Origin of the sequence: Lysinibacillus sp. NPDC056220, assembly GCF_049315265.1 — a bacterium.
GTDB classification, from domain to species: Bacteria; Bacillota; Bacilli; order Bacillales_A; family Planococcaceae; genus Lysinibacillus; species Lysinibacillus pinottii.
The window spans coordinates 414,518-439,999 of sequence record NZ_JBMOXD010000003.1 but is presented as its reverse complement, the minus strand read 5'-3'; the positions used below and the strand labels follow the sequence as shown (position 1 = coordinate 439,999).

At 35.2% G+C, this 25,482-nt stretch carries 26 protein-coding genes and 3 pseudogenes; 22 read left to right on the top strand and 7 right to left on the bottom strand.

The genetic code is table 11. The features are described 5' to 3' along the window. Nucleotides 1–268 precede the first annotated feature (268 nt). Nucleotides 269–2,041, top strand: coding sequence for an oleate hydratase (locus ACOZBY_RS12270; protein ID WP_012294163.1), 1,773 nt, complete (start codon nucleotides 269–271; stop codon nucleotides 2,039–2,041). Nucleotides 2,042–2,411: 370 nt separating this feature from the next. Here ACOZBY_RS12270 and ACOZBY_RS12265 read toward each other — a convergent pair whose 3' ends face one another. After that, nucleotides 2,412–2,873 carry a GNAT family N-acetyltransferase gene (locus ACOZBY_RS12265; protein ID WP_036161441.1) on the bottom strand — a complete coding sequence of 154 codons (462 nt, stop codon included), beginning with the start codon at nucleotides 2,871–2,873 and terminating at the stop codon, nucleotides 2,412–2,414. Nucleotides 2,874–2,951: 78 nt separating this feature from the next. Between ACOZBY_RS12265 and ACOZBY_RS12260 the strand changes: the two genes are divergently transcribed. From ACOZBY_RS12260 to ACOZBY_RS12245, 4 genes and pseudogenes are all read left to right on the top strand, one after another. Beyond that, a complete protein-coding gene (locus ACOZBY_RS12260; protein ID WP_031419957.1) occupies nucleotides 2,952–3,347 on the top strand; it encodes a pyrimidine dimer DNA glycosylase/endonuclease V in 396 nt (131 codons plus the stop codon). 20 nt (nucleotides 3,348–3,367) lie between these two features. Then, nucleotides 3,368–3,460 (top strand): annotated as a pseudogene (locus tag ACOZBY_RS12255) (HAD hydrolase-like protein); the annotation flags it as partial. Nucleotides 3,461–3,510: 50 nt separating this feature from the next. Then, a complete protein-coding gene (locus ACOZBY_RS12250) occupies nucleotides 3,511–3,975 on the top strand; it encodes a hypothetical protein (RefSeq protein ID WP_422762419.1) in 465 nt (154 codons plus the stop codon). 9 nt (nucleotides 3,976–3,984) lie between these two features. Next, nucleotides 3,985–4,182: a hypothetical protein gene (locus tag ACOZBY_RS12245; protein ID WP_012294170.1), complete on the top strand. Its 198-nt coding sequence runs from the start codon at nucleotides 3,985–3,987 to the stop codon at nucleotides 4,180–4,182. Between the two features lie 894 nt (nucleotides 4,183–5,076). Here the strand turns inward: ACOZBY_RS12245 and ACOZBY_RS12240 are convergent. Then, a complete protein-coding gene (locus tag ACOZBY_RS12240) occupies nucleotides 5,077–5,208 on the bottom strand; it encodes a YjcZ family sporulation protein (RefSeq protein ID WP_139015357.1) in 132 nt (43 codons plus the stop codon). A gap of 410 nt (nucleotides 5,209–5,618) precedes the next feature. Here ACOZBY_RS12240 and ACOZBY_RS12235 point away from each other — a divergent pair, with 410 nt between their 5' ends. Then, nucleotides 5,619–8,837, top strand: a complete 3,219-nt coding sequence (locus tag ACOZBY_RS12235) for a collagenase (RefSeq protein ID WP_289449064.1) — start codon at nucleotides 5,619–5,621, stop codon at nucleotides 8,835–8,837. A gap of 178 nt (nucleotides 8,838–9,015) precedes the next feature. Here the strand turns inward: ACOZBY_RS12235 and ACOZBY_RS12230 are convergent. Together ACOZBY_RS12230 and ACOZBY_RS12225 are read right to left on the bottom strand one after the other, a co-directional pair. After that, nucleotides 9,016–9,210, bottom strand: a pseudogene (locus ACOZBY_RS12230) (oxidoreductase); the annotation flags it as partial. Beyond that, nucleotides 9,201–9,509: a hypothetical protein gene (locus tag ACOZBY_RS12225; RefSeq protein WP_422762418.1), complete on the bottom strand. Its 309-nt coding sequence runs from the start codon at nucleotides 9,507–9,509 to the stop codon at nucleotides 9,201–9,203. The gene ACOZBY_RS12225 and the pseudogene ACOZBY_RS12230, both read right to left, overlap by 10 nt. Nucleotides 9,510–9,878: 369 nt before the next feature. On the opposite strand from ACOZBY_RS12225, the gene ACOZBY_RS12220 reads away from it, so the two are divergent. The 5 genes and pseudogenes from ACOZBY_RS12220 (at nucleotide 9,879) to ACOZBY_RS12200 (ending at nucleotide 13,185) form a co-directional block, all read left to right on the top strand. Next, nucleotides 9,879–11,309 (top strand): hypothetical protein, encoded by a 1,431-nt coding sequence (locus tag ACOZBY_RS12220; protein ID WP_422762417.1) that lies wholly within the window; start codon nucleotides 9,879–9,881, stop codon nucleotides 11,307–11,309. 58 nt (nucleotides 11,310–11,367) lie between these two features. Further along, a pseudogene (locus ACOZBY_RS12215) lies at nucleotides 11,368–11,690 on the top strand (RNA polymerase alpha subunit C-terminal domain-containing protein). A gap of 1 nt (nucleotide 11,691) precedes the next feature. Continuing rightward, a complete protein-coding gene (locus tag ACOZBY_RS12210) occupies nucleotides 11,692–12,252 on the top strand; it encodes a DUF4256 domain-containing protein (protein ID WP_099805201.1) in 561 nt (186 codons plus the stop codon). A 310-nt stretch (nucleotides 12,253–12,562) separates the two neighbouring features. After that, on the top strand, nucleotides 12,563–12,763 hold the full coding sequence (locus ACOZBY_RS12205; protein WP_008175097.1) for a cold-shock protein: 201 nt from the start codon (nucleotides 12,563–12,565) through the stop codon (nucleotides 12,761–12,763). A 194-nt stretch (nucleotides 12,764–12,957) separates the two neighbouring features. After that, complete coding sequence (locus tag ACOZBY_RS12200; RefSeq protein WP_012294177.1) at nucleotides 12,958–13,185, top strand: hypothetical protein; 228 nt, start codon at nucleotides 12,958–12,960, stop codon at nucleotides 13,183–13,185. Nucleotides 13,186–13,424: 239 nt separating this feature from the next. Here ACOZBY_RS12200 and ACOZBY_RS12195 read toward each other — a convergent pair whose 3' ends face one another. Further along, entirely contained in the window at nucleotides 13,425–13,547 is a 123-nt protein-coding gene (locus ACOZBY_RS12195; protein WP_080695187.1) for a YjcZ family sporulation protein, read from the bottom strand. A gap of 1,092 nt (nucleotides 13,548–14,639) precedes the next feature. Here ACOZBY_RS12195 and ACOZBY_RS12190 point away from each other — a divergent pair. Then, entirely contained in the window at nucleotides 14,640–14,822 is a 183-nt protein-coding gene (locus ACOZBY_RS12190; protein ID WP_036215091.1) for a hypothetical protein, read from the top strand. A gap of 266 nt (nucleotides 14,823–15,088) precedes the next feature. Here ACOZBY_RS12190 and ACOZBY_RS12185 read toward each other — a convergent pair whose 3' ends face one another. Next, nucleotides 15,089–15,616, bottom strand: a complete 528-nt coding sequence (locus ACOZBY_RS12185) for a GNAT family N-acetyltransferase (RefSeq protein WP_197148914.1) — start codon at nucleotides 15,614–15,616, stop codon at nucleotides 15,089–15,091. A gap of 1,593 nt (nucleotides 15,617–17,209) precedes the next feature. Between ACOZBY_RS12185 and ACOZBY_RS12180 the strand changes: the two genes are divergently transcribed. Together ACOZBY_RS12180 and ACOZBY_RS12175 are read left to right on the top strand one after the other, a co-directional pair. Next, nucleotides 17,210–17,437, top strand: a complete 228-nt coding sequence (locus tag ACOZBY_RS12180; RefSeq protein WP_422762416.1) for a hypothetical protein — start codon at nucleotides 17,210–17,212, stop codon at nucleotides 17,435–17,437. Nucleotides 17,438–18,316: 879 nt separating this feature from the next. Then, nucleotides 18,317–18,463, top strand: coding sequence for a hypothetical protein (locus ACOZBY_RS12175; RefSeq protein WP_171821088.1), 147 nt, complete (start codon nucleotides 18,317–18,319; stop codon nucleotides 18,461–18,463). 139 nt (nucleotides 18,464–18,602) lie between these two features. On the opposite strand, the gene ACOZBY_RS12170 is transcribed toward ACOZBY_RS12175, so the two are convergent. After that, nucleotides 18,603–18,833, bottom strand: a complete 231-nt coding sequence (locus ACOZBY_RS12170; protein ID WP_036161452.1) for a hypothetical protein — start codon at nucleotides 18,831–18,833, stop codon at nucleotides 18,603–18,605. Between the two features lie 88 nt (nucleotides 18,834–18,921). Here ACOZBY_RS12170 and ACOZBY_RS12165 point away from each other — a divergent pair, with 88 nt between their 5' ends. The 8 genes from ACOZBY_RS12165 to ACOZBY_RS12130 all read left to right on the top strand — a co-directional run bounded on the left by ACOZBY_RS12165 (nucleotide 18,922) and on the right by ACOZBY_RS12130 (nucleotide 25,344). Continuing rightward, nucleotides 18,922–19,251 carry a hypothetical protein gene (locus tag ACOZBY_RS12165; protein WP_036161453.1) on the top strand — a complete coding sequence of 110 codons (330 nt, stop codon included), beginning with the start codon at nucleotides 18,922–18,924 and terminating at the stop codon, nucleotides 19,249–19,251. 266 nt (nucleotides 19,252–19,517) lie between these two features. After that, on the top strand, nucleotides 19,518–19,718 hold the full coding sequence (locus tag ACOZBY_RS12160; RefSeq protein WP_200991191.1) for a DUF6366 family protein: 201 nt from the start codon (nucleotides 19,518–19,520) through the stop codon (nucleotides 19,716–19,718). A 611-nt stretch (nucleotides 19,719–20,329) separates the two neighbouring features. Continuing rightward, nucleotides 20,330–20,761 (top strand): BrxA/BrxB family bacilliredoxin, encoded by a 432-nt coding sequence (locus ACOZBY_RS12155; protein WP_012294187.1) that lies wholly within the window; start codon nucleotides 20,330–20,332, stop codon nucleotides 20,759–20,761. Then, nucleotides 20,749–21,537: a class I SAM-dependent methyltransferase gene (locus ACOZBY_RS12150; protein WP_422762415.1), complete on the top strand. Its 789-nt coding sequence runs from the start codon at nucleotides 20,749–20,751 to the stop codon at nucleotides 21,535–21,537. The genes ACOZBY_RS12155 and ACOZBY_RS12150 overlap by 13 nt, the downstream gene beginning before the upstream one ends. A 65-nt stretch (nucleotides 21,538–21,602) precedes the next feature. After that, nucleotides 21,603–22,175: a hypothetical protein gene (locus ACOZBY_RS12145; RefSeq protein ID WP_422762414.1), complete on the top strand. Its 573-nt coding sequence runs from the start codon at nucleotides 21,603–21,605 to the stop codon at nucleotides 22,173–22,175. A 559-nt stretch (nucleotides 22,176–22,734) separates the two neighbouring features. After that, nucleotides 22,735–23,526 carry a nucleotidyl transferase AbiEii/AbiGii toxin family protein gene (locus ACOZBY_RS12140; protein WP_422762413.1) on the top strand — a complete coding sequence of 264 codons (792 nt, stop codon included), beginning with the start codon at nucleotides 22,735–22,737 and terminating at the stop codon, nucleotides 23,524–23,526. Between the two features lie 565 nt (nucleotides 23,527–24,091). Beyond that, the gene (locus ACOZBY_RS12135) at nucleotides 24,092–24,640 is read left to right on the top strand and encodes a histidine phosphatase family protein (RefSeq protein ID WP_422762516.1); all 549 of its coding nucleotides are present in this window, start codon (nucleotides 24,092–24,094) and stop codon (nucleotides 24,638–24,640) included. A gap of 479 nt (nucleotides 24,641–25,119) precedes the next feature. After that, on the top strand, nucleotides 25,120–25,344 hold the full coding sequence (locus ACOZBY_RS12130) for a hypothetical protein (protein ID WP_031417169.1): 225 nt from the start codon (nucleotides 25,120–25,122) through the stop codon (nucleotides 25,342–25,344). Nucleotides 25,345–25,482: the final 138 nt, after the last annotated feature.

Sequence of the window (25,482 nt, the reverse complement as noted above, 5' to 3'; positions counted from 1 at the left end):
TTTCGGTATAATATTTATGCAATTTATACATCCAATTATTGTATTTCATTTTCCTTTTTAAGGCATTGAGCTAGGTGCGGATCGTGATTTTTTATACCTCATCATCCACTTATAAAAATACAAATGATTGTTATGTCCAATTATAGGGGACTTCTAATGGCGTGCTTTCTTTTGAATTTGAATATTTTGTTAATCATTCGCTCATTTTACCATTTCTGTGGAAATACGTGCTATTCTATATTGGAATAATAAATAGGGAGGCGTTAATATGTATTACAGCAATGGTAACTATGAAGCTTTCGCACGTCCTAAAAAACCTGAGGGGGTAGATGAAAAATCTGCTTATCTAATTGGTTCGGGTCTAGCCTCGCTGTCAGCAGCATGTTTTTTAATTCGGGATGGCCAAATGAAAGGTGAGAACATTCATATTCTTGAAGAGTTAGATATTTCAGGAGGTAGTCTGGATGGCATACTTAATCCGACGAGAGGGTTTATTATTCGCGGTGGTCGAGAAATGGAGGACCATTTTGAATGCTTATGGGATTTATTCCGTTCCATTCCTTCATTAGAGGTAGACAATGCTTCTGTTTTAGATGAATTTTATTGGTTAAACAAAGAAGACCCCAATTATTCAAAATGCCGATTAATAAAAAATAGAGGTCAAAGACTTGAAGATGATGGCAAGTTTACCTTATCGGATCAGTCATCTGAGGAAATGATTAAATTATTCTTTACGCCTGAGGAAAAGCTAGAGGATAAAAAAATCACAGATGTTTTCTCTGAAGAATTTTTTGAATCGAACTTTTGGCTATATTGGTCTACGATGTTTGCATTTGAAAAATGGCATTCAGCTATGGAAATGCGCCGTTATATTATGCGTTTCATTCACCACATTGGTGGATTACCAGACCTATCAGCATTGAAATTTACGAAATATAACCAATATGAATCATTAGTATTACCGATGATAAAATATTTAGAAAGCCATGATGTTGATTTTCAATATAATACGGTAGTAGAGAATGTTTTGGTCGATAAAGTGGGCGACAAAAAAGTAGCTCATACGTTAGTTTTAAGAAAAAATGGCGTGAAAAAGAATATTGAGCTAACAGAAAATGAATTGGTGTTTGTGACAAATGGTAGTATCACGGAGAGTACAACATACGGAGATAACTATACACCAGCCCCTATCAATAAAGATTTAGGTGGAAGCTGGTCACTGTGGAAAAACATGGCTGCCCAAGATACAGACTTTGGACGACCAGAAAAGTTCTGTGATCATCTTCCAGAAGAAAGCTGGTTTGTTTCCGCCACTCTAACGACATTAGATGATCGTGTGGCTCCCTATATTGAGAAAATTAGTAAAAGGGACCCTTATGCAGGTAAAGTAGTGACTGGAGGCATTGTCACAGCTACAGATTCTAATTGGATGCTAAGCTATACGTTAAACCGACAACCTCACTTTAAACAACAACCAAAAGACCAATTAGTCGTTTGGATTTATGGTTTACTATCAAATAAACCAGGTGATTTTATTAAAAAAAGTATTACGGAATGTACTGGTATTGAGATAGCACAAGAGTGGTTATACCATATGGGTGTACCGGTTGATGAAATTCCTGACATCGCCCAAAATTCTTGTAATACTATTCCGTGCTATATGCCTTATATCACCTCTTATTTCATGCCAAGAGCCATGGGGGATCGTCCACTAGTTGTACCAGAAGGCTCTGCTAATTTAGCCTTCATTGGTAACTTTAGTGAAACAGCAAGAGATACAGTTTTTACAACTGAATATTCAGTAAGAACTGCGATGGAGGCAGTCTATCAACTATTAAATATTGATCGTGGAGTTCCAGAAGTATTTGCATCTTCTTTTGATGTTCGCACTTTATTAGCTTCAACTGCTCGCTTATTAGATGGCAAACAATTAACAGATATTGATGCCCCATTTATCTTAAAACAAATTGGTAAATTAGGTATTCACAAAACAAAAGATACGATTATTTATGACTTATTGAAAGAAAGTAAATTAATATAGACATGGGTAATTAGCGGAAATCAGCTTACTCAATAGACAAAGCCCTTAAAGGGACTTTGTCTATTTTTATGACGAACATAAATCTTCATCCTAGAAAGAATGAACGGAATGTAATGAAACTATTAAATTTAGTCTATCGTAGCGAGCAGATACCGAATCAATCGAATTACGTTTCTCAGCAGATTTTATTAACGAAGAAATAATCAATGGGTAATAGGTTCTTTGAGCGAAAATATGTATGAGCCGCTGCCATAAAACGAAATAAACATCAAAATGTCGCCCCTATATAGGCGACTTTTTGATGCTATTCATTTAAGATTGGAGCGCAAACATTTTTATAAAATTGCTCTATAGCGAGGGAGAAACTATACTATAATTCAAAGCGCATCGTATGGTTTATATCCTTAAACCCAAGTTTTTCATATAAGGCTATAGCTCCTTTATTTCCAGACAGAACGTTCAACTCCAAGTAATTTAATTTGCGAGTATCAGCCCATTTCTTCGCTTCTAACAGTAAGGCAGACCCGATTCCTTTACTTTGGTATCGCTTTCCAACAATGACATCAATAATAAAGGCGTAAGTGTATTCGACCATGCATGTATAGCGAGGAGTCGTCATCTCCTTTATTAATAAAAATCCTAGGATTTCATGATCTTTTTCAGCGATTAAAATATCCGAATCATCCTCGATAATGGTATATCGAATAAAATTAACATCTTGTTTAGCAGGTCTGATATATTTAGGTTGTAGAATAGACATTTCTAAAAAGAGCTCTTGGTATAACACCTCGATCTGTGGAATGGCATCAAGTGTGGCAATTTTTATTTCCATCGTCCTATACCTCCATTTATGTTTTACTAATATGGAATATTTTACATGATTGGATGAATAATAGAAAGGGGAGAGAGCATGAGATTATGGCATGTGGATGTAATAGGCTTCCTACCAAAAGGGCAGCTACTTTCACAATGGCGAGAATTAAACAGTATATTTGCCAAGGAAGATAAGCATATACTCATTAATTATATTTATGAATATCCTAAAGACGACTTGTTTATTTATACGGAAATGGTCATTGCTGAAATGAAGAAGCGTGGCTATCAAATTAGAGCCTATGAAAAAATGAATAAATACTTTGAGGATTTAGGGCCTGTCGAGGCAAAAACACCTTTTAAGCAACATCATAATAGGGAATATCTTGAAATTTGTTATTATAATTTAAAAGAGAAATTTATTCGCGGTCAGAAAGATTATGATGAGGACATGTATCAACAATTATGTATGTTTGTAAATAGCAATCATTGATAGGGAAGGTGGGGTTGGCCATGCTACAGGCTATTATTTTTGATGTAGATGGGACGATGTTGGATACAGAAAAAGCGATTTTACAGTCGCTGCAAAGGACATTGCGTGAGGAAACGCAAAGAATGTAGCTCCTGTGTCTGCTTTTGATTTGGAAGGTTCGAGTGTGTACACTGTTGGGGGTGGAGTTACGGTTGTTACAGTTCCTTTGCATGGGGATTATAGCCTTCCTAGTAATATAACAGTATTCTTCGATGAGGATAATACTGTATTACAAACAAATGAAATGTTGGTTACCAAGAATGATTTAGGAAACTTCCGAGTTGAGACGTATTTGGATGGATCACTTAGTAATTCTGTGGATACTGAGCTTGCATATATTACAGATGAAGAGATGCTTGCAGAGGAGCCAGTTATGGAAGCGATGGGTGTAGGAGCAGTGGCAAGTTGTCTTGGTGCAGTACTTGGTATTGGTGCTACGGCGGCATATATTATTGCAGTTGCGTGTGGTGGTTCGTGTGCAACACCGACACCAGTGACTGCTGCGATATGTGCTGCATGTATTGGTGCATATGCAGTTATTGGTGCCGGTGGTATTGCCGGAGCGGTAGCTTGTTTCAATTACCTGTGAGGTGAATAGATGCATAAGGTTTTGGCAATCTCGATTTTGGGAATGGGTATAACTGGGGCCGTTTTAATCATCTCGGTCGCATTGTTATTCAAATCTCCAATTGGAAATGTGGTACTGATGGTTACAGCTGCTTCAACAATAGCATTCATTATATTCGCTGTTGCAGCTTTAGTATTTCGTCGGCGATTAGATGCAAATAGAGAGTAATATATTTATTAAATTAATAACGAGAATAAAAGGGGTTGGGAAAAAACAATCTCTACTTAAAAAGCCTGTGAATTTTTACGAACAGTAAAAATTCACAGGCTTTAAATTTATATCTGAAGAGATTTAGTTTTATATATCGAAGAAGGAAATAAAGAACAAAAGCAATGAAAATCAATAATAAATTAAACACTAATCACAAAATAATATTAGGAGTGCATGTATTCGTTCAAAAACAAAAAACCTACTATATTTACAACTGATTATGTTCATTTTTTTTAGTTATGGCAAGACAATATTATTATGCTTACTTTCAATGTTAATAATGATTAACCAAATGAATGAAGTAGACCGTTCTTATCTCTCGTATTCAATGACCGAAAAATGGGAAGGGCACACCCCTCGGAAGTGCCCCACAGTAACAAATCAGGAGATGCCTTGTTAAACGACTTTCGCTTAACATTACTATTTATATGATTGGATAACTTGGTTTTGTAGACCCTTGTACCGACCCTTAAAAAAATCTATTTATAATTATAGGCTATATGAAGAGATAAACCAGGTACCCATTATTTATGAGTACCTGGTTTATTGTATGAATGAGGATGAAATTGTCTATGTAAAAAATGGATGCCTATAAAAATGCTGCTGACACCGATGATTCTTAATAATACGTTTTGGAGAAATTGCCTATCGTCTACTGTGATAACGATAAACATAAGGCCCATTGTTAATAATGCAGAGCCAAAGATCCCTTTTATTACTCTCATAAAGATGTTCGGTTGATAATGTTGCAGAAATAATCGCTCCTTTCTGAAAAGTAAAAGGATCACTAGGCTGGTTTAAGTGACCCTTTCATTATATTGAAGGGATATTTCTAGGTGCTAAAGGGATGTATTAGTATCCACCACTCATAAAACTAGCGCCAACGATAATTAAAAGAATGAAAAGAACAACGATTAATACAAATGATGAACCGTTATAGCTGCCGCCATTGTCGCCGCCATAATAACAACCGCCACTGTTCATATTACCTACATTTCCGCCGTATCCGTATCCCATTGAAGATCCCTCCTTTCTACAACCTATAATATGTAGGAGGGGAGGATAGAGAAATGTTATTTACCCTATACTAGCTTATTTATTTTCAAGAATAGCATAAATAGAGGGAAATAAAAGAGGCTATTCTTTCAGCAAGTATGGTCGTCTCCCCCCTAAAGGTACGTTCCTTCCGAAAAAGAATCTGTCTATTGGGTTCTTTTTTTATAAAGAAACCGTCTAAATGTGTCTTAGTGTTCAAAATTCGAAAGAAAATATTCCTAAATATAACATTTTATGTTGATATTTTTACATAATATGTTATTTTTATAGAGGTAATATAGTACTAAAAATTAAATATATTACCAAAAAACCTGAATAGGACTATAGGAGGATATAACATGAAGAAAAAATTTACATTCAATCAGTTATTAATTGGGGTTAGTACAATGGCCATTTCGTTAGGTGGGTTACAGGCTGAAGCATCCGCAGCAGAAAAAACACCGTATAATGTATTACAAATGAAACCTATTGGCATAGAAATGCCGAAAGATGAAATGGTGCATTCCACTATGGCAGAGGAAACATTATCCTATGAAGAACGTTTGGAAATTGGAGATTTTTCACAACGTCCTGCTCCAACTTTAGAGCGCATGGATACACAGCAATTGCAAGAGCAGTACTCGATGGCAGAGCTAAATAAAATGAGCGATCGGGAGCTTATTCATACGCTTGGAAATATACGTTGGTTCCAAATTACAGACTTATTTCAATTCAATGATGACACAAAAGCCTTTTATCAAAATGAAGAGCGCATGCAAGTAATTATCAATGAGTTAGGGAATAGAGGAAGCTCTTTTACAAAAGATGATTCAAAGGGGATTGAAACATTTGTTGAGGTACTCCGTTCTGCTTTTTATGTAGCGTTTTATAATAATGAACTAGGTTATTTAAATGAGAGAAGTTTCCATGATAAGTGTTTACCAGCATTAAAAGCAATAGCCAATAATCCGAACTTTAAACTTGGTACAGATGAGCAGGATAAAGTAGTATCTTCTTATGGAAAATTAATAAGTAATGCTTCTAGTGATGTGGAAACCGTTCAATATGCTACGAAAATTTTAAAACAATATAACGACAATCTTTCTACATATGAAGCCGAAAATTCAAAAGGACAAGCTATTTACGATTTAATACAGGGTATTGATTATGATTTACAGTCGTACTTATATGATACTCGTAAAGAGGCTAATACAACGATGTGGTATGGAAAGATTGATGGCTTTATTGAGGAAGTTAATAACATTGCGCTTATACATAATGTGACGGATAACAATAGTTGGTTAATCAATAATGGCATTTATTATGCAGGGCGTTTAGGGCAGTTCCATAGTAAACCGGATAAAGGTTTAGAAGTTGTGACACAGGCGATGCATATGTATCCCTATTTAAGTGAAGCTTATTTTGTGGCAGTAGAGCAAATTACGACCAATTATGGTGGACGTGACTTACATGGTAATACGGTGGATTTACAAAAAGTACGTGAAGAAGGAAAAAAACAGTATCTACCGAAAACATATACATTTGATGATGGATCGATTGTATTCAAAACGGGAGATCAAGTAACGGAAGATAAAATTCAAAGATTATACTGGGCTGCAAAAGAGGTAAAAGCACAGTATCATCGTGTAATCGGGAATGATAAAGCACTGGAGCCTGGTAATGCTGACGATGTCTTAACAGTTGTCATTTATAACTCTCCCGATCAATATCGATTAAACCGTCAATTGTACGGATATGAAACAAACAATGGTGGTATTTATATTGAAGAGACTGGAACGTTCTTTACATATGAACGTACACCTGAGCAAAGCATTTATAGTTTGGAAGAGCTGTTCCGACATGAATATACGCACTTTTTACAAGGCAGATTTGAGGTGCCTGGTCTATTCGGGACAGGTGATATGTACCAAAATGAGCGATTAACATGGTTCCAGGAAGGAAATGCAGAGTTTTTTGCTGGGTCAACACGTACAAATGATGTTGTGCCACGTAAGAGCATAATTAGTGGGCTGTCACATGATCCGTCACAACGCTATACAGCTGAACAAACAATGTTTGCAAAATATGGTTCCTGGGAATTCTATAACTATTCATTTGCATTACAGTCTTATATGTATACTCATCAATTTGATATGTTTGATAGAATTCAAGATTTAATTCGCGCGAACGATGTGAAAAATTATGATGACTATCGTGAGTCGTTAAGTAAAGATTCACAGCTTAATATGGAATTCCAAGCGTATATGCAGCAATTGATCGATAACCAAGAAAAATATGAGGTGCCACAAGTAGCAGAGGATTATTTAATGCAGCATGAACCAAAAGCATTAAACGAGGTTCAGCAAGAAATTGTCGATATGGCACAATTGCAGGATGCAAAAATGACCAAGCATCAGTCTCAATTTTTTAATACATTTACACTCGAAGGGACATACGTAGGTAGTGCCACACAGGGTGAGTCTCAGGATTGGAAAACGATGAGTAAGCAAGTAAACCAAGTGCTGGACCAATTATCTAAAAAAGAGTGGAGCGGCTATAAAACAATGACAGCGTATTTTGTCAATTATCGTGTAAATGCGGCTAACCAGTTTGAGTATGATGTGGTTTTCCACGGCGTTTCTACAGATGAAGGCGAAACGCAAGCACCAATTGTAAATATAAATGGTCCATATACAGGCATGACCCATGAAAATATTCAGTTTAAAAGTGATGGGACAACAGATAAGGATGGAGAAATAGTTTCTTATCTTTGGAATTTTGGAGATGGCACAACAAGTGAAGTGGCAAACCCTACTCATGTATACGAAAAAGAAGGAACTTACAATGTGACATTAACAGTGAAAAATAATAAGGGACTAGCAAGTAAGGGGCAAACAATTGCAACTGTTCGAAAGGGAGGACAGACAGAGCAAGAACAAGCAACAATCATTCCATTTAATAAACCACTAAAAGGTAGTTTGATTGATAATGATACAAATGTCTATCAATTTGACATTACGTCTCCAGAAGAACTAGATATTTCTGTTGTAAATGAAAATCAAATTGGTATGACATGGGTGCTCTATCATGAATCTGATATGCAAAACTATGTAGCATATGGACAGGAAGATGGAGATACAATCAAAGGTAAGTTTAATGCGGAGCCAGGAAAGTATTATTTATATGTTTATAAATTTGATAATAAAAATGGGACATATACCGTTCAAGTACAAAATGATACAAAAGCTGAGATAGAACCAAACAATCGTCCAGAAGAAGCCACTATACTTCCATTTAATACACCATTAAAAGGTCGATTAATGGATGATGATCATACGGATGTTTACGAATTCAATGTTACATCTCCAAAAGAACTAGATATATCTGTTTTAAATGAAAACCGAATTGGTATGACATGGGTGCTTTATCATGAATCAGATAGTCAAAATTATGCATCTTTTGGACAGGAAGAGGGAAACATGATAAACGGTAAATTACATGCAGAGCCAGGAAAGTACTATTTATATGTTTATAAATTTGAGAATGAGAACGGAACATATACAGTACAAGTGCAGTAATGAAGGGAAGGAAATGCAAATAGTAGTATAGAAAATATGCCCGTTCAGCGGTAGACAATAGCCATCGAGAGGATTCACTCTTGATGGCTATTGTCAATATGATAGGTAAAGTAGATGTGAAAGCAGTTCGACTCGCTGTAGTGGCAATCATCGGCCTTACGTTTACGAGCTCTAAATGTTAAAAGATTGTCGGTATCATCCCTCCATCCATACGAATTGGAGAGCCTTTGAATGCGGGAGCATAGGGACTACAAATAAATGTAGTAATTCTCCCGATTTCAATTGGTTTGATAAATCTCTGTATTTCCGATTGAGGGAGATTAGTCTTCATAAATTTTTTTTCTTTCTCTGGAAAGCTCATCTCTAAATTAGCATTTTCTTAAGAGCATCACGATAATCACGAGCATGGTAGGCCGTTAAAACAGTAGGCGGGAAATGATTGCTATCAAAGCTAGTTGCCAGTTTAATGATTCCTTCGGCCATGTTGTCAATAAGATCAGCAAAAGCCTGCCAAATTGCGTAATATTGTGCTAAAGAAACAGTTGGTTCAGTCATCAATGCGATAGGTAGTTGTGCTTTTTGAATAACATCGTGAGGGGCTACCCCTAATTGACGGAGCCCCTCCCAAAATCCTAACGGCATTTTCATACGAGTGGACGTATGTAACATCAACGTATCAGGCTCCTTTATTCATTTTATTGTGTAGATGATGTTACGTTTAAACGGAACAGTATATATAGTATCTTTTTCATCGCGCCATGTAACTAGCAAACACTGACTACCAACTTGCTCATTGCGCCAAATTTTTAGAGTTAAAACGGGGGCATTACTTAGCAAAAATAACGGTACTTTATAAAAGAATCAGAAAGGATTGGGCTATATCATACATTCTTTTTTATAAACATCCTTTTGGTTATTTTCTTATAGTGTTTAAGTAAAATCAAAATTTTACTAGATACAGCTTCGTTATATTGGTATAAAGTAGTAAATATAGGAAATTGATATAGATATTATTAAGGTATTGAAAGGTTGTAGCTTTAAATGAAGAAAAATTATTTATTATTATTATTTTTAGTTGTATTAATGTATGGATGTTCTAATGGAGTAAAGGAGACACCTACTGTTACAGCTAAGGATGCTGAAAAAATAGTAACAAATGATCAAGAGAAGCAAGTGGTCAATCGTCAATTATATGAAAAACTATCTGAAGCAGTGGAAACTTTAGGTTTTACATATGACATGCATACTTTTGCAGACAATGAGCATGATCGAGGAGTTTTATATGCGGAATTAGTCGATTTTGATAATGATGGTGTTAACGAGGTTTATACATTCATGAAAGGAGCTGACTACCCACTATCCGCTTATCCTCATCGTAATAAAGATAATTATATACAAGAAATTTGGACAGGACATGCAAATGGAGAAAATGCGTTGCTATCTTTTTCAAGTGAAATTGATAAATTGGTATGTTCGGCTTGTGACATGAATGTTTCTTTAGTAAAGGGGAAGGATGGGCGTACTTTCCTTAAAATGTTTTCCCATCAAATGAGTCAAGGTATTGCAAATAACAAAATATGGGTATACGCAAAGGATTCCAAAAAATCAGAGATGGAATTAGTTGTGTCCGGTAATTTCGGTCATAATAATGAGGGTGATCTCTTTTATACATTAAATGATGAGGAAACAGATCGAATTACGTTCGAAGAAGAATTAGCACGATATGATGGAGAGGAGCGTCCCATACTGATTAGCAATTTTGCTGAGAAAAATTACGGTTTTGATTCTTCTAGTCCAGCCACTATTGTTGGAAAAACCCTTGCAACTCTTTCACCGAGTGTAAATACTATTGTAGGCAAAGAAAAATTACTTGAGAAGGATAAAAAGAAAGAGATTGTTAAAGCATTAGATGAATTTAGTAGTATGAGGAGCATTAATCATCATGACCCGAAAATTGTCATGTCTTTAGTGTTAGACGTTGTCCAGAAGTACAATATTGATCATGAGTATTCGGACAATGGCGAAATGGTTTTTGATGGAGCTATCGTTCAAGCGAAATATAAAGAAGCATTTGGTGTTGAACTTGCTATAGATAGTATGAACTTTCCATCGAGAGATAGCCAAGACATTGTAACTTATGAGTTGGGTAAGTTTTATATCTATCCAACTGGCTTTTATTTCGATTCCATTCATCGTAATTATCAAGATGTCTATCAAGTATCTAAAGATGTCTATTATGTAACATTTCTTGACTCTGAATTTAATGACTTAGAATACTCCTTAACAAAAGATGTAATGGTCACTTCTGAGGAAATGTTTAAGAAGGACATTGCAAGTTGGCCAATGGATGCTCGGGTATGGCTAAAGCCAGATATACAAAGATATGCGGTAGTTAAATATGTGGATGGAGAACCCAAAATTCAATATATGGGAGCACAAAATTTAACCGATAACCAATTACAAACGTTTTAAATAGTACGGTTCTTCTTATCATTCCGACAAGTGAAATATGATACTATAAACTAATAGCATGTATGCTGGAGGGATGATAGTGAAAGCAGAAAAACGTTTACGGTTTTGCGAAAAAGGACATAGTTTTTACAAAAGCACGGACTGTCTTAGCTGCCCGACCTGTGATAAAGAAAATAAGCCTACGAGAGGCTTCCTTTCAAAGCTGAGTGCTCCTGCAAGAAATGCCTTAGTTCACGAGGGGATTGATCCCTTACATGAACTATCCAAATACAACGAAAAGACCTATTAAAAATTCATGGGATTGGACCAGCGTCTGTACCTATGTTGAGAGCTTCATTGGAAGAAGAGGGATTATCATTTACGAGTGAGGGAGAAAACTAAAATGACAAATAAAGAATTATCCGTTGAACAACGCGAGGAACTATTGCAAACATTGCAAGCTCGATTTGAAAAAAATATGAATCGTCACGAAGACCTTGAGTGGACAAATGTCCAGGCTAAACTGGAGGCTAATTTGGACAAACTGTGGTCGCTCCATGAAATGGAAGCAACTGGGGGAGAACCGGATGTTGTGCACTATCATCCAGAGACAGATGAATATATCTTTTATGATTGTTCGGCAGAAAGTCCAAAAGGTCGCAGAAGTGTATGTTATGACCGAGAAGCATGGGAAGCAAGAAAAAATCATAAACCAGAAACGACCGCCATGGATATGGCTACAGAAATGGGAATAGAGCTTTTAACGGAAGAGCAATATCGGGAGTTACAGCAACTAGGTAAATTTGATCTAAAAACATCTAGCTGGATTCAAACCCCTGAAAAAATCCGTAAGCTGGGCGGTGCCATCTTCTGTGATCGTCGCTACGACACCATCTTCGTATATCATAATGGGGCAGATTCTTACTATGCTGCTAGAGGTTTTCGAGGATCACTAAAGGTTTAAGTAAAAATGATAATGAAAAAACAATGATCTCTAGGTAATCAAATTACTTGATTGCCTGAGATTTTTTTATAAGTACATGCAAACATGTAACGAGCAAAAAAAATTGATAATGGATTTTTTTACTTAGTACTAGACAAATATGGTTTTTTATTATACAATGATATTAATAAAATCGGTCGTAGTCGTAAAGAAACAATGAATTCACATATTACAAAGAGTAATCGTGTTTTTTGGATACTTTTTGCAATATGTGAATTTTTTCTTTAGAGATGTAAGATTTTATTTAATACAATTAATGGAGGTCATTCAAATGACACAAGGTACAGTAAAATGGTTTAACTCAGAAAAAGGTTTTGGATTCATCGAAGTAGAAGGCGGACAAGACGTATTCGCACACTTCTCAGCTATCCAAGGTGAAGGTTTCAAATCACTTGAAGAAGGCCAAAAAGTAGAATTCACAATCGAAGATGGTCAACGTGGACCACAAGCTGCAAACATCGTAAAACTTTAATATTTGCATGCTTTCAATACCCATATCGGGTACTAATAAAAAACCAGGCGCTCATTTATAATGAGTACCTGGTTTTTTTTCAATAATTACATAAGAACACTTATAATGGCATGGGGTTTTATGACATTTATATTTCTTTTGATTACTTCCACACCATTTTTCCCATGATAAAGATAGATGGGGGGTGTTGGTTCATGGATTATGAATATACAGTGAAGTTCCACTTCAACGAAAGTCGTGAAGAGGAATATAAAATCAAAACTAATATCGGCCAAGAAACATTTACAGAAGAAATGTTTAATGGGTTCAACGAGAAACCTTGGTATACCTTTACAGAAACTGAACATTTTCAATCGATATTAATTAATACGAAAGATGTTTATAAGGTATCCATCGTACAACATACTATACAATTTGATTAATGTATGACGAAAGCCACATCTGTTTTGAACTGCCCTGTAAAAGTTAGACATCAATCTAACTTTTACGGGGGTTTTTTATCATGTCGTTGACTCTATTGACAAGGAAGAAAAAATAAAAAAGAGTCACCCAAGGAAAGTGACTCTAAAAAAGATAAGTGTATGGATGATTGTTATTCCCAGTATTGGAGGATTTATTGCTTTCACGGGACGGATTAATGGGTTGAACCCTTGTAAAAATATTAATATGAATTATACAGGAAAGCAGCTCCAACGATTATGAGAAGAATGAATAGAACAACAAGAAGTGCAAATCCTGCACCATTCCCGTAGCCTCCACCGTTACCACCATAGTATCCAGACATAATGATAAACCTCCTTTCGTAATTTTATAATATGTATGCCTAACAAGTTGATTAGCGATAAATGTCATAGGAACATCAGAAAAAAATTAAAAGTTTAATTCATGAAGGTGAAATTGAATTGGATACAAAGGGAAACGGAGGATTTTTTGAATTATGAAGTGGAAGGGTGTGGTTATATATAACGGTCATTTGTAAGCTGTATGAATAATCCAAAATCAAAAAGTAAGCGCACGAGCACCTGCTTTTGATAGGGACTACATCCAAATGGACCATCATTACATATTAGTTTTTTCCTTTTTTCTTTTCTTGCATAATATGATCTAATGATGGTATTAAATACAGAAGTGGATATAATTATATACCATGGTGCCCCCACCATCTTCCCCGTCGTAACTCGCCCAAACTAATACAGAAACCAATAAAAATACGGCAGTATATCTTTCTGATTTTGGATAAATTTTGTACTTTTTGTAGCCATGCTCACTAATGATTAACCACCTCATTTATTTTTTATAGGACTATATTCTATTTGGGGAATCTCTAAAATATAAGCTGATGAAGAATGCCAAAAGGTAGCGCATTGGATTTATTTAACCTAATATTGGAATATTAAGTAATTATTAGTATATTATAGGGTGTGCGGAAAATAATCAATGGGGGTGATGAAACGGTGGTTAAGGCTTTATTTGCCAAACGTGTTGCAACGTTTATTCCCCGAGGCATACTATGGCAGTTACATAATTACGGCATTCAATTATCAGTTAAATGAAATTCAAGACCACCAATGTCTGATCTTTCCGCTCATGCGTGAAATCTGAATCTGAAATTATAGTGAGGTATACATCTAGCTGACGGAGATGAGCCGTGCTTGATTTAAACTTTTTTATCTCAAAGAATGAGGGTGTTTAATAGGAATGGTACAGAAATCACCTTTGTCGTTTATGGTGGAAAGGAGTGGATAGCTTAAATGGAAGGGGCTATAAAACAAAAATAACTAGACAGGGGCAAGGTCTTATTCATGTTGAAATTGTCATCTTTGATTGGCATCACGAATTAGTTTTATGTTATCTGATTGACATAAGGAGGATTTGAATGAAAAGTTTAGCAGGGACACTATCATTATGTTTTTCATTTACATTATTCATCTATTTGTTTGGCTTAAAAATGGAGCATTCCATCAAATATAATGCAGGATTCTTTTTCCTTCCCGTTATTTTACTAGGACTTTCACTCTTTTTCTTTATTTCAGATTACAAAATAAATATAAAAAAATAAGGGAAGGGGGCAATGTATTTGCTTAGGCGATGACAATACATTATTCAGTAACGGCGTTGGAATTAATTCAATTGGATGTAGCTTCGAAGCAAACAACAAAGCCGAATAATCTTTTTTATCAAGCATCCTCTTATGATAATTTGGATGCTTATTAATATGTATCTAACTGGAGGGCTAAACAATAGTAAATGGTAAAATACAGATTTCAAAAAATCCTGGTAATTCGACTCTAGCCCTCTGTTAGCACATTAAATACCTAACATATATTATTCCTTCAAATCAGAGGCTAACATTCCATACACAATGCTATCAGTCCACTCATTTTTATTCCAAAAATCTTGTGTGAAATGGGCTTCTTTTCTCATGCCAATTCGTTCACATAATTTTTGTGAAGCGATATTCCGTGCATCCAGTTTAGCTTGTATGCGATGTACATTAAAAACATCAAATAATTTACCTACTAAACTACTAACTGCTTCGGTTGCCAAACCTTTCCCAGCCACTTCATTAGAAAAGCTATATCCAATTTCAACTGTATCTTTCATATCTGTATACCATACAGACAAATCACCAATTACTTTGTTCTTATATACAACTGCCAAACTTAGCATGGACTCATTAGAGAGTAATCCATTTGCTACTTTCTTATTGAATTTTTTCTCCATATTTTCATGAGTCCATTTATTATGTAATAGGAACTTACAAGTATCTTCATTATTATAAATAGCAAATACGTCCTGTAAATCGGTATTCTTAAAAGGTCTAATTATTAATCTTTCTGTTGTGAATTCCAAGCTAGTTCGCCTCCCTTTCATTCATTCTACAAAATCAACCAAAAACATTCAATGTTTAGGTGCTTAATAGAAAACCTTAATGAAAAAATATGAACCTGTGCCTTGAGATGTTTTCTGAAAGTTTGAGGTTGGGCCTGATATACTGACTAGTGGTGATTAGAAAGAATTAGATATTTTAAACAATGTAGTAAAAAGTAGCCTTAAAACTCAGGAGGTCACATCATAATATTACAATTATGTGAAGAAGATTTATTAACTTGATATTTCGAAATTAGTTTTTTTCAATTGTTTTTTCTTATGTTCACAAGAAATATTACTTTTGTAGTATGGAAAATTAGGAACATCATTAAAAGTGTTCTCAGATGACGTGAATTGACTCTTGAATTAGAAAAATTGCCATTTAGATAATGGAGGATATTTATTATGAAAAATAACTTAATTAAAAGTATTATAGGATTAATTTGTTTTACATTGGTTCTCAGTATTATTTCACCTAGTTTTGCAAAGGCGAATGAATCTTAGGGTTTACAAATAAATTCTTTGAGTCAAGAAACACTTGTAAATAATGGAATGGATAAAGAAAAAGTGATAAATGATTTTTTGTATAATGAAGAGTCTTTCTCGATAGATTGAAATAAACTACTAGAAAACTCTAACTCAAATGGTGGAAATTGTAATTGAGGTGTTTTATGGAGGACATTAAATTAAATAATTTTATTGTAAGAATAGATAAGGATAAAACTCTTGAATTGTATAAAGAACTTCCGAAAAAACTCATTGTGGTTGCGAGGATTGTCAACTTTTCGCTAAGCAAATTCAACAGGCGAGTCCAGAAGTTTTGAAATTCTTGGAGTGGACCCTACAAAAAAGGCAGAAGTGTCTTTTGGACTTGCAAACCATATTGACGATTTACCAAGTCCGATGATTCCAAGTACTTTTTCAAAGCCAATTGTAGAATTAGCTGTAAGAATAACAATGCCACATGTGGACATATAATATAGAAAGTAATTATTCTATAAAACTATATATACCATTATAATTTTTAACTTCAAAGCCTAGGTACTCAATTTGAGTCGAGGCTTTTCTTTGTGTTTTGGTAAATTTAGTAATTCTAAGTATACTTTACATTAAATTTATACTAGGAGCGATGAAGCATGTTGAAAGCTTTGAATTGTCAAATGGTGCTGCAGTATTCAATCCCAATGACAGCACTCGTGGTTACTGAGGGAGTTACATCATCACAAATGACTCCAAACAATTTACATACATCCAAATTTTAATTGAGAAATTCGACTAGCAGACAAAGATTGAGCCGTGTTTGGTTTAAATCTTCTTATCTCTCGAAGAATGAAGATGTTTGATGAAAAGGTACGGAAACCATCTTAGTCGTTTATGGTAGAAAGACGTGGTTAGCTAAAATAGAAGGGGCTAAAAACGGAAATAAAGAGCAGTGACATTGAATACTTTGCGTGAAAAACAAATCAAACGCAACCGTAAAATAGTATTTTTATAATTTTTTGGTAAAATTAATAAGTATGTCCTGTTAGAAAAAATTGTAATATATTCACAAAAAAAGTATTGGGGGTGTCTATATTGAGAATAGTTGGAGTTGTGTTTTTAATTATGGCTGGATTGATTTACACAATAGAGCGTGGGTTTACCATGCTATCAACTAGCATTGTTCAAGCTGGATTTTTTGCAGGTAATATGTCCGGAGAAGTTCCGGATATTAAAATGAGTTCGTTTACCGACAATTTATTTGTTCCACTTTTTTTTGTTTTAGGAATAATTACACTAGTTTATAGTTTTCTTAAAAAATAAAAAACAAAGAGATTTTTTTTGTTCCTATTAAAGTTATTTCTTCCAAATAAGTTGCAGATGCAATTGTAAGTCGAGTAGTTGCTATTGCACGTAAGCTAGGCACGGGGTGAAGATTGGACAGGTAATATTGATCATCCCCATTTTGTGGTTAAGCCAATTTGGATTATGCCGAAGAGGTACAGAATTGAAGGTCAAATAATTATTCCAACTAATAGGAAATACCAAGCCAATACAACTAAAGGATGATGATAAATTGCCATTTACTTGATAAATTCGACCAAGGTACGATGACAAGTGGTGATTTTGAGGGATTAAAAATTATAATCTCCCAACGATAAAACAAATGCCTGTTACCTAAATTGGTAATGGGTATTTTTTCACAAATTATTGCTTAAAAAAGGAAAAATATAACGGAAGGTAGAATTACTATTCCAATCATAAACATAATAAGCCAGTGTATAATTTCGATGTTATCTAAAGAAATCATGTACGAAAATACACTTATAGCTGAGAGTACCAAAAATAAGCATCCGTTAATATGAGTATATCCCTCATTAACATTGCCTCCATATTCATTTTCAAATTCATCCTGGACTTCTGAATTAACAATCTTCTGGTATTTTTTTATCTTCTATAACTGTATTACAGTACTCACACTTTATTAATACTAAACCATCTTTGTATACTTTCGTAAAAGAATTATTGGCTAAACAATTAGGACAATTATTCATTCATTTCCACCGCAATATATCTATCTACTATTTACCATTTTAGGCAAATTAACATGTTTTGTACATTGAAATAAAAATCGGTAATTGAATTAGATAGAAGGGTATTTAACCTATTATGTAGAAATATCTGTAAAAAGGAGTAGGTATTATGAACTGTGAAGTAATAGTATTCAAACGTGAGCCTGACAATGTACCAATTATAGATTTATCAAGCTTACAATTAACAAACAAGGATTATAAGGTAGTAACAGAGGATGTTGCTCTACTATTTTTGTTGCTGCAGAATCAATTTTAGGGTGCTTCATAATGGAATGGAGTAATAGCTATAGAATTATGTCCAGCTAACTCAGCATCATCTATTTACTTATAAATGCGTCTATACTTTCATTTAAATCATCCACAATCTATCATTTGTATGTAACTTAATTGAATTTCTATAGTATCATGTAAACTAATTGCTTGGATAGAAGACAAATAATTTTGAACATCTCTTTGTAATTAGAAATTTTCTGGAGTATCAAAGTAAGACCAATCTTTGGAATACCCCCTGTGGCAGGATTTTTTGTTATAAATTCTTCGTCGATAGATAAAGAATTATCTAAAGCAAAGACTGTACCTTCACTGATCAATAAAATGAATAGCATAGAAAAATGATATTTTTTCATTGTAAAATTCATCCTTTTGTAACATATAGAGTGCTGATCGGTTAATGAATTTTCAGATAATAAGATAAATTAAAGTAGGAGATAGTAAATGTTTTTTATATTGATTGGAGTTTTAACTATTTTATCTGTTGGTATTACTTATCTTTGGTTTTTAGGAAGTCAAGTTTATATAGACCTTAGTCGAAGCTATGCAGCCTCAAATTTTCCAGGAGATATAACAGCTACACAAAAAATGGCTTACCAAATTTTTTTCCCTTCGTCATTACTAGTATCTTTATTCATTTTTACATTTTTACTATATTTACTATTTAAGAAAAAAATAGATTTCACATTTGGAAAAAAAGTAGCTATGTTCAGTGTATCCATAGCTTGTACTGTATATTTTTCTATCAAATTGTACATTTTTATTTTTTTATAAAATTATAATGATTGACCAAGGCTTTTTTAAGGTTATTTTTGTTTCACCCTTAGTGAAACAAAAGTTGGAATTTTGTGAATTTATAACACCGATGGACATTATAGTGAGATTTTCAGTTTTAACTTCAGGGTGATCCATACTGGATATATTTTGGATATCTAACATTTCATAAAAGGTGATTAAATACCATAGTTGACCAATTGATAAATATTAAAACCATATGTGTTATAAATAAGTAAATTAAAATTTTTTAGGAGGTTTATCACATGGATCCAAAGGAAACACCAGAAGAAAAAAGAGAACGTTTAAGACAAAGTGAACTTAAAAAGAATCCTACTGGTTCTTTAAATGATGGCATTAATAGAGGAATTGGCGGGAATTTAACTGGTATGGGTTGGAAAGAATCGATTGCGTTAATTTTGTTGATATTTGTCGGATATATCATATATAAATTATTTTTTAGTTAAAATTTCAGAAAATTATCTATTTTCAGTCTGTTATGTGTTGATATGGAAAAAATAAAGAAAGGGTGATAATAATATGTTCAAAAAAATCTTAAATTCTATTTTTGCACTAGCTATTTTCGGATTTTTGTCAACGGGTACAAGTCATGCAAGTGAGGATTTATTAAGCTCTAAGTTAGATAATGTTTAAGCTTACGTTAAAGTTAGTATTACTAATGATTAAACAGGCGAAACAAAATTTTTAGGCCCGAAAATTTTGAAGAATAATCGGAAGGCTAAATCTTTTAGTTCTGACAATGTATCATCTTTGTTAATCGCTTTATGTATGAAACGGATACGATGCAACATATCGTGAAAATGATAGTTTTTCAATTGAAAGTGAGTACCTTATAAAATCCTCTCTAAATTAGAGTGATGGCCGCAATAACTAAAATCCCACCCATTAATTCCGTTTTTGGGGTTGTAACAAGCGATTAACAAACCAACCCTCGTTACACAAAAAGTCACATTCCCCCCGAAAACCCCCGAAATCAAACAAAAAGCATGTCTTTGTACATTCATACAAAACCTTGCTATAATAAGGTTTGCGAATACATAGGAAAGAGGGTAAAAGCATGAACGCTTATGATGAATATATGAAGCAGGTTGTGAAACCAATGCGTGAGGAGCTGGTGGGAGCTGGGTTTACGGAGCTGACGACGGCTGATGCGGTAAATGAATTTATGGCTGAGACGAAGGGGACTTCGTTAGTAGTCATTAACTCGGTGTGTGGTTGTGCGGCAGGGCTTGCTCGTCCAGCAGCGCGAGAGGCGATTGCGGCAGTGAAGCCAGATCATCTTGTGACAGTGTTTGCGGGGCAGGACCCAGAGGCGACTGCGGCGATGCGCGGTTACTTTGAAGATGTGCCACCAAGCTCACCTTCCATGGCGATTTTAAAGGATGGAGAATTGGCTTACTTTATTCCACGTGAACAAATTGAAGGCTTCCCTGTGGAGCAAATTGTTGCTCATTTAACGGGCGTGCTAGAGCAAACATGCGAGCAATAAATACGATTGTAACAACAGCGGGCAGACCAGACGAGGAATCGATGGCGCTCGCTGCTTTTGCATGTCAAACATTAGGAGCTGCGTTTGAGCCGAGGAAAAAGCGCTCTGTTTGGAAGATGTCACAGGAATTTCAGGCGAATATCCTAGTAGCAGGGAAGAATCGCTATGATTATTATGCTTTTGGGGCAGGAGAGCCGTTTTTCTTCCATCCTAATTCTGCGGCGTTTCGCTTAAAACGGATCGCTCGAGGTGAGGCGGAGCCATTTTTAGAGGCTGCCCAGCTTCAGCTAGGTGATACAGTGCTGGATTGTACGCTTGGGCTAGCGGCGGATGCCATGTTGGCGGCTTATATCGTCGGGGAAACAGGGCGCATAGTAGGCTTGGAAGCGAATCCAAATGTGGCCTTCGTTGTCGGGCAAGGGATGCAAACTTATGATACAACAGAGCTACCATTAACGGCCTGTATGCGACAAATCGAGGTCGTCCATGCCGAGGCAGTCCGTTATTTAAAAGAAATGCCAGCGAATGCGTTTGATGTCGTTTATATGGATCCTATGTTCGAAGAAGTGATTGAAGAGTCCAATAATTTTGAGGCATTGCGCTTAGCAGGTGAGCATGTTAATTTAACCGATGAATGGGTGCAAGAAGCGATGCGGGTCGCTAAAAAGAGAGTGGTGCTGAAAGCCCATTTTCGATCAGAATGGTTTAGGAAATATCATTTTCAGCAATATGAGCGAGTGACAGCTAAGTTTCATTATGGTGTTCTGGAAGTGTAGGGGCTTGTTTTTAGACAGGCCTCTATTTAACTAGATTGTAATAAGAAGGAGGCTCCAAATCCCATATGACGATTAACGAAATTAGAACCCCTTTTGAACTAGATTTACTAGCCAAGGCACAATCTTTGAAAACTACAAAGCCTCCGAGTCCGTGGGAACATGAAACGGTAATTGCTGCCAATGGTGTCCTAGCATGTGGATGGGATCAAGATGAAAATATCATCCTCATAAGTGGGTCTGGCTATAGTGTCACTGAACCGATAACGGGTCTTCGTCTTCATCGAGAACGAGATAAGGAATTGACGGAGGACTGTGTCAGTGAAGACCGCTTAACCTTTCACTCTCCGATATCAAAAAAGCCTACCGCCATTTTTGGCTTGGAAGCGGGAGATGGGATACATGTGACACCGGATGGCTGGCAGGTTGAAGTCATTTACCCGTGGTGGCCACGTGCAACAGTAGTACTCGATTATCTATTTACACCCCGTTATAGCTATTTGAACAATGCTACAGCTATTGATATACAGCGTTTGGATGGTGCTATAAAATGTGGGTTTTCTCCTTCCGGTAAACATGTAATGATTATGGGATCAGGTGGTGCCTTCATCTATTCAAGAAAAGAATGCCATTCAATATAGGAACTCAATTGATTTTTGTCCTATAATTCGAATGGTGCTAACAGATTTTAAATTAGTGCTTTACATTTTTAATGTAGAGTGCTATAATTGGAAACGTGCTATTTTAGGTGGCATATTTCAGTAATCTGGCATTCTGCTTTTTGTTTTTGTAGATACTTATTCACACTGGCGCATGCTTTGGGGCTGCAAGGACGCAAAAGATGGTAGGGTTTGCGTTGCTTAAGTTAGAGAGCACACAGTGGAATTTTACCGCGGTGATGAAACAACTATTGTTTCAAGATAATATTCCCCAGATGATTGGGTTGAGACTTTTACAATTTACGAAAATGTTACCTATAAATACTAAAGGGGTAGTTTCGCATGAGCGAGGCTGCCCCTTGTCTAATTGATGAACGCTGTCGCATGAGTTGCTGGCAGTTTTTTTTGTTGCCAAAATTATGCTGGTATACATTGCCGTTTACTATGCTAGACAAATAAGTAATAATGAAAGCAAGAATTTTAGTAAAAGTCAAAATTCTATAGTTGAAAATCTGAAAAATCAAAAAGGTGAGGGAAGTTTATGGAGAAAATCAATACACAATCAGCAGATGTAATCACACAATTAACAAAAATGGCAGAAATGAAGAATGCAAGCATTGAGCAATTAATACTGTTTTATTGTCAGGAAAGACTTCTCAACCGTTTATCAACATCATCCTATTATGATCAATTTTACATAGAAGGGGATTTTTTATTCTTTACATTGGCTGAAGGAGTAGGGATCCCACCAAATGAACTAACGCTTACAGCCCAACAAAGCGCTTATCAAAACGACTTAGTTCAACAGGCATTTGCAGAAATTTGTTCGATTAAGATACCAGAGGACGGTGTTCAATTTTTCGAAAATGACATAGAAAGTATCATAATGGATACGAGTATACACTTGAAAATACCAGCTACATTGGGCTCTATCACTACATACATAGAATTAAAAATAACCTTTATAGAAAATCGAGTCGCACCACAGATCATTACTTCCCCATCAGTGCTAGACATGAAGCCAGCGGAGCTCTATACATATCCAATTGAATATGTAGTTGCCCAAGCCCTGCTTGACATTTACCAATATCCAGCTGTGACCTCAAAGGTCGTATTGGATATAGAGAGGGTACTACAAACACAACACATAGAAGGTCGTAAATTACAGGCTTATCTTGAAGAAATGCTTGATCAACATCGTCTGACATTAGAGGTAACACCTATACTAGAAAAAGGAATCGTTAAGCAATTTTTCGATCCCATATATGAAGCCATGGTGGCAGATGGAGAGTTTTTTAAACAATGGAATAGTAAGGAGCAAGCTTGGCAATAAAAATACTACCCTTGCGAATAATAATGAGCTGCACCCCAATTGTTAGATATGGGCTACTGAGGTAATGCAAAAAATCATTTCCAACGGTATCGCAATAGGGGATAATAAAGGTGATTTTTAAAGACTTCAACCACAACCCGTGCAGAATTGGCGATAATAATGAATTGTCTTCTTAACAAGCTAGGGTATATATAAACAAGCCGTTGGAGCATAATATAGCAGTTATCAGTTATAGTAAGACCCTGAACATACGTAAATATGGTTTTATAAGAGCATCATTCCTGAAAAGGATGATGCTCTTTATTTTTAATTTAGAATAGGAGTTGGAGCAGATCGAGTCGAATAGAAAGCTCTTTATTCTTTATCAAATTACCAATGTAAGCTGATTGATGGTGTTAAATTACATTTCTTGAAACTCATTTCATTAAGATTCGTTCTATAAAATGGTACTAAAAAAAGGATAAAGAATATATTTTTGGAATCTAATCTAATATATTATTCCTGCTAAATAATACACGAGGTGAGTGTGGTGGCATTTGATAATAGAAAAACGACGTTCATTTATATGGTACGGCACGGTGAATCTCCGTATGTTGGAAATGAACGGACAAGAGGGTTAACTGTGAAAGGACATTTAGGTGCTCAAAGTATAGCTGATGTGTTAAAGAGTGAAGGAATTGATATTATACTATCCAGTCCATATACTCGTTCAATATTAACTGTTGAGCCATTAGCTAAACAATTGAGTCAGGAAGTGATCGTTTGTGAAGAATTAAAAGAGAGAATTTTTTCTTCAGAAGAAAAGCGATTACCTGATAGTCAATTATTTCCGCTATTGGAGAAATCCTTCTTGGACCCCAATCTTGCAATAGAGGGTGGAGAATCGAATACCGATTGTCAAACAAGAGCTGTAAAAGTTTTAAAAGAGCTATTAATTACTTATGAGGGACAAAAAGTAGTAATAGGTACTCACGCATTAGTCATGACCTTGATGATGGGATACTTTCATGAAACGTACAATTTAGATTTTTTGCTACAAACAACCAAGCCGGATATATACAAAATGGAATTTAGGGGACAGCAATTGGTGGGTGTTAAGAGGCTAGGCATGTAGTAAGGACGGCTAATGCATGTGCTTAAAGTTTGGTTATAGAAATCATATGTTAATAGACCAGTTTAGATTGAGCAGTTGGTTTCCTGAACGCACAGGAAACCGACTTTTTTTGGCTTAATTTTATGTGCTAGATACATCTATCGTTGCCAATAGAAAACAACTATCATCGATAATTTTTTTATGATAAAAAATGTTCAAGCAGTTTTTCAATTTCTTCCAATGAATAAATAGAGAATTTTTTATTTTTATAGCTTATAGGGCCCTCATTTCTGTTCGTGTTCATTATGCCCTCCAATAGATTAGTTTAATTCAAAATTTTTGCAGGCTACTGTGGTGACGCAACGAGGAAAGCTTTTCAAATCGCTCTTTAACGAAGTAGAAAGGTGAAAAATAATGTAAAATATTTGAAATAATTACATGGATAATATATTCTAATATGGTAATCAATTACCAATTAATTGATTTCAAGGAGGTTATTTATGAAAATAACAGAAGGCTATGGCAAAGTGATGATAGATGATTTTGAATTTTATGGTGAAATGAAACAAGATAAATGTTCTAAATGCAAATGTAATTTATTATATTACGATGATTTTGATGCTTATTTTTGTCCTAAATGTAATAGTTGGACTGAATCAACATGTAGTGATCCTACTTGCAAGTATTGCTCTAGTCGACCAGAAACACCGTTAACTCGCATATAACGAAATTAAACTCGAGAACTTAACCAGCTTTCATTTTCTGTGATGGCGTGCTAACTTGGCCCTACAAGGAAGGCACACGGGTGGTGCTTTAATGAAAAGAGGATTTAACGTATACATAGATAAACTTAAAAACATTCC